The organism is Candidatus Sysuiplasma jiujiangense (genome assembly GCA_019721075.1).
GTDB classification, from domain to species: domain Archaea; phylum Thermoplasmatota; class Thermoplasmata; order Sysuiplasmatales; family Sysuiplasmataceae; genus Sysuiplasma; species Sysuiplasma jiujiangense.
The window spans coordinates 1-4335 of sequence record JAHEAD010000046.1; the positions used below are offsets into that span (position 1 = coordinate 1).

Annotated in this window: 7 protein-coding genes; 6 read left to right on the forward strand and 1 reads right to left on the reverse strand. The window is 46.4% G+C overall.

Annotation, left to right across the window (positions count from 1 at the left end; translation table 11 throughout):
• Positions 1–428 precede the first annotated feature (428 nt).
• Positions 429–803 carry a hypothetical protein gene (locus KIS29_11280; GenBank protein MBX8640907.1) on the reverse strand — a complete coding sequence of 125 codons (375 nt, stop codon included), beginning with the start codon at positions 801–803 and terminating at the stop codon, positions 429–431.
• 64 nt (positions 804–867) lie between these two features.
• Between KIS29_11280 and KIS29_11285 the strand changes: the two genes are divergently transcribed.
• The 6 genes from KIS29_11285 (at position 868) to KIS29_11310 (ending at position 3970) form a co-directional block, all read left to right on the forward strand.
• On the forward strand, positions 868–1326 hold the full coding sequence (locus KIS29_11285) for a hypothetical protein (protein ID MBX8640908.1): 459 nt from the start codon (positions 868–870) through the stop codon (positions 1324–1326).
• The gene (locus tag KIS29_11290) at positions 1326–1730 is read left to right on the forward strand and encodes a hypothetical protein (GenBank protein MBX8640909.1); all 405 of its coding nucleotides are present in this window, start codon (positions 1326–1328) and stop codon (positions 1728–1730) included. The genes KIS29_11285 and KIS29_11290 overlap by 1 nt, the downstream gene beginning before the upstream one ends.
• A gap of 121 nt (positions 1731–1851) precedes the next feature.
• Positions 1852–2472: a hypothetical protein gene (locus tag KIS29_11295; protein MBX8640910.1), complete on the forward strand. Its 621-nt coding sequence runs from the start codon at positions 1852–1854 to the stop codon at positions 2470–2472.
• On the forward strand, positions 2469–2789 hold the full coding sequence (locus KIS29_11300) for a hypothetical protein (protein MBX8640911.1): 321 nt from the start codon (positions 2469–2471) through the stop codon (positions 2787–2789). The genes KIS29_11295 and KIS29_11300 overlap by 4 nt, the downstream gene beginning before the upstream one ends.
• Positions 2786–3007, forward strand: a complete 222-nt coding sequence (locus KIS29_11305) for a hypothetical protein (GenBank protein ID MBX8640912.1) — start codon at positions 2786–2788, stop codon at positions 3005–3007. The genes KIS29_11300 and KIS29_11305 overlap by 4 nt, the downstream gene beginning before the upstream one ends.
• Positions 3008–3073: 66 nt before the next feature.
• The gene (locus KIS29_11310; protein MBX8640913.1) at positions 3074–3970 is read left to right on the forward strand and encodes a hypothetical protein; all 897 of its coding nucleotides are present in this window, start codon (positions 3074–3076) and stop codon (positions 3968–3970) included.
• Positions 3971–4335: the final 365 nt, after the last annotated feature.

Genomic DNA, 4335 nt, shown 5'->3' on the forward strand with positions numbered 1-4335 from the left:
ATCAACCTCTTCATTATGATTCTGAGTTAGGATTATGGGTGTGTGATACTCCAAATTGCAGGGGTTCAGCAAAAAAATTACACGAGGCGGGGTTCTGATTCTACAGAGAGCCGCTAAAAAGGGTGACTAAAAAATGTCTCTCGATGAAATGATCCGGTTCCTGAAGGCCATCAATCATCCCTTCAGAATTCCCTACCTGAGCGCTGCGAATTTCCATTTGTATATATCAACTTGGGAATCAAAGCACCGTCCGGAGGATTAGATGAAATCTGATTGCCATAGAACTGTGCAATGCCCTCGCTGTGGAAGGTTCTATGATAAATGCAACGTCAGGCAATATGAATATCATAAAAATAAGATGTGCCCTGAAAATTATAAACTGGATGATTTTACTCCCAGGGAGTCCTAAGAATCCCTGGATCCGTAAATTATTTCCATTCTCCCGATCTATTTCCGTTGTTTCCCGTCTGATTTCCGCTTTGTAATAATTTTGCAGCTATGGGTATGAAGTCCTTGATGTCCATGTTTCCACTCTGGATTTTCGCAAACAGAAGGGGCAAATTTAAGGGTTTCAGGGCATCTGGAACTTCCTGATTGGCATTTTGTAGCGAATCACTGAACTTATCAACGAGTTTATCCATTGTCGATCCTGACTTCCCTACCTGTAGGTTAATCCTCTTAAGAATCTCATTTGTAGCTTCTGAAATGATATCGTCCACTGCTCCCCTTGACCATTTCCAGAGTTTCACGATCAGCGTCAAATTGAAGAAATCTATAGCAATCGCCGCTACAAGTCCTGCCAATGCAATGAGTAAATCTGTTTCCATGAAATATATATACTTCGTTTCCTTATAATCCTTGATATACATGGCAAAAAGAAAAACTTCTAAGTCCGCTGCTTCTGCTCCTGCAAAAAGGAGAGTAAGCAGGGCAAGGACTATCTATCGCGGTGCTCGGACTGCATCCCGTAAGTCGGGAATGAGATGGGGGGAGGTTGCCCTGGCGGCCCTGGTTGGTTATGAGGGAGACAAGGTCATATCCTCGTCTGGTGTGGGAACGGTTGTATATAATCTGATGCAGAAAAACGCCTATACTGCTGAGATCACAAATGAACTTCAGAACTCAGATAAGTATACGAGCCTGGGAGAGGTCGGCGGTGCGGCAGCGAACAAGATTGCCGGACTTGCTGCGATCCTGAAGGGTGCGTATGACGTTGTCAAGCATAAGAAGCTGAGCGAATCTGACAAGAACATCCTGATCCCTTATGGAATAGGAACTGTGTTTGATGGCCCGTCTGGTAAGAGTGAGTCCGGGGGGTGGAAATAATGCCTGGCATGCTCCCTATGTCCAGTATCAATGATGCTGGATCGGCTACCGCTGGAACTGTTTACGGTGGTGCTTTCACTGGCCCGGACACCGTCCAGGAATCCGGCCTTACTTTCATCGATGTGACTCAGAAGGTTACCCTGGAAGATGCAGTTGCGTTTCTTCAGGGATCGGCTTCTGCGCCTGCGCAGAATCACGCTTACCTGATCAGTAAAGGTAATGTTCAGAATGTGGTTGCTGTGCTCTACTCGAATCAGCTTAATCCTGCAAACACTCAGAGGATGATCCCGAAGGGGGTATCGTTCCAGGCCGGTGACCGGCTCTTTATCCGGGGTGTTCAGTTGACAGAGGCAACTACCGCTGCTGCAGAGGCAACTACCTTAGTGGTCAAGTGGGCTCCGTAATATGGTTGTCCTCTATCCGGTAAATCAGCCGTTGCCCTTAGGGGCTCCGGTTCCTCTTATTTCTGGCAGGACATATAGGCTTAATTTCGGAGCAGCGTCCGGTCAAGCATCTACGGTGCGCTTGTATTTCAGGGATAAGGCCAAGACCTTCCTTGAGTATACCCTTTCTCCCTATCTGATAAAGCGTGTGTCTGGAACTGCTTATTCCGAGGTTATGCTCGTAAGCGGTAATGTTGGTATTGAGGAAGACACTGATGATGCTATTAACCCGAATCTTTTCGGTGTCTATGATGCTTCGCTCTTTGGTTTGGCATTGATGGATGGTGCGCACGTCCCTGATTCCGTGATAAAATCAATTCAGGCCATTGTCCCGAGGCGTGGTTTTGCATCCACTTATAAAGTCCCTGTTCTCTCTCTCTCTGTAGCCGCTGGGGCATCCGTTGCTCTTACAAACTTCATAAATGGCTTGGTATATGGCACTAAGATATTCTACACAATGGCCATATCCCAGGATACCCTTGGAACATCTCCTCACGCTTCATATTTGCAGCTCTTCGACGCTCAAACCGGGTATCTGATCGATGAGGTTGTTGGTGCAGTTAATAGCCCTACTAAAGGAGAGTTTACCATGCCCTTGATTAATAATGACGGACTCACCACTGACGGCTTATCCTATGCGTATGCAAACGGTGACTCCGTTGCTCACTGGTTTTATCTCTTTGTCCAGGGGGTCGCTCCATGAGTGTTGCTGATTTGGATCCTCAGATTCTCGCTGCTAAGGAGATCGTCAAGGGGCTAAAAGAACTAAAGCCGGTGTTGAATGAGATACTGGATCAGTTTGGGATATCCAAAGAGGATAACTTCCAGGGGCTCATTCCTCTGACCGTCTTGTTATATCCCAAAGCTAAGGAGCTTGCTGTATTTTTGCATAACATGATCATTATCCAGGGTCAGGTTATGAAGTGGTTGGAAAATGCCGGTGCTGACATTCAGTCCGCTATTCAGACCGTGCAGAATCCGGTTGTCCTGGGACCGATCTTACCAGGAGGAATCATATGAAAAAAGAAACTGTGCATATGGTAAGTGCGATGCTATGGGGTGTGTTCGGGCTTGTTATTGGTTCTCTCTCTGTTGTCTATAATAATTTCAACGCTTTCGTTATGGTCACTCTGGTGTCCGCTATTGCGGGTAACTCGGTGCACCTGGTGTCTATGTCTATGTCCAAGTCTGGCATCTCAGTGTCAGGAACTGAAGCAAGCGCTCAAACAAAGACATAAATGATTCCCGGGGACGTGTGTCCCCAATTTCCTTTCAAAAAATATCTGCCAAAGGAGCTGGCATTAATGGAACATGTGAAAGAACTACAAGAATTTGACGATTCGATCGTCTTCTCTCTCCCTGGTCAAGGTGAACCTTACGAAGACTGCGGAACAATTGGTTTTAAGGGGCATCTAAACGATGATGGAGGCCTCGATTACCAGTCATTCGCTCATTCCTGTAACCGTTTCGCCTGTCCAATCTGCTCCCCCAATTGGCGCAAACATGAAGCACTGGCCATAACCGATCGATTAGCCCAATACATCAAGCTTACTCATGGTGATATAATTCACTTTGTGATCTCTCCTAAGCCTAAATCGATTTCTAAATTATCGGATTATAAAAGTCTTCGGGGTGAAATGTATTCCGTAGCCAAGAAAGCAGGCATCCTGGGCGGTGTTGCCATATTCCATTACTTTAGGCACCCGTCCTCTTTGAATGATAGGACTGAACTCGAACCTGATCAACCCCACTGGCACATCCTGGGAGATTCATACCATTACAATGGCTTCAGGGCTGAGCACCTTAACATCAGTGCCGTAAAGCGCCTGAAGGACTGGGTTGTTAAGTATGTCTCGATCCGTAAGAGTTATACCCAGATGTTCAAGACTGTTGACTATGCTTTAAACTGGGGATCCCAGGTATCTTGCCCCTACGCTGACCTGACCTGTCCTAAAGTCGAAATCGAGACCTGGTTCGGCATCATGTCCTACTCTGCATTTTCTTGCCCTAAATTCATCGGCGATGGTATCAAATGCCGTACCTGCGGTAAAATTATCAAGCAAAAGGACTGGTATTGGATCACTTTCCATGACAAACCGCCTCCAGATGATCATGGTGTTCTCACCATTTCTGATCCCGATTCTCCGGTGCATTGGCACCTGAACCTTACCTGGCGGTCTGAAGACGAGATAGGATCATAATCTGGATAGGTCCACTTGGATAAGTTTATATGCAACTTGGATATGTGGACCTATGAGATTTACAATCTCGGACCAAAATGTGGAACGTATCAGGGCGTTCCTTAGAAAACAGCACCCTGGGAGCAGTACGGAACAGAGAACGTACGTAATCGATAATCTGGGTAGGTCCACTTCGCCAGGTTACACGATGGATGATGCCCTTGCGGAGCTTCTTACTAAGGCGGGGTTCTGATGTCTACAGGTCGACACCCATCCTTAGGCTGCTATTTCTGTGATCAACCTCTTCATTATGATTCTGAGTTAGGATTATGGGTGTGTGATACTCCAAATTGCAGGGGTTCAGCAAAAAAATTACACGAGGCGGG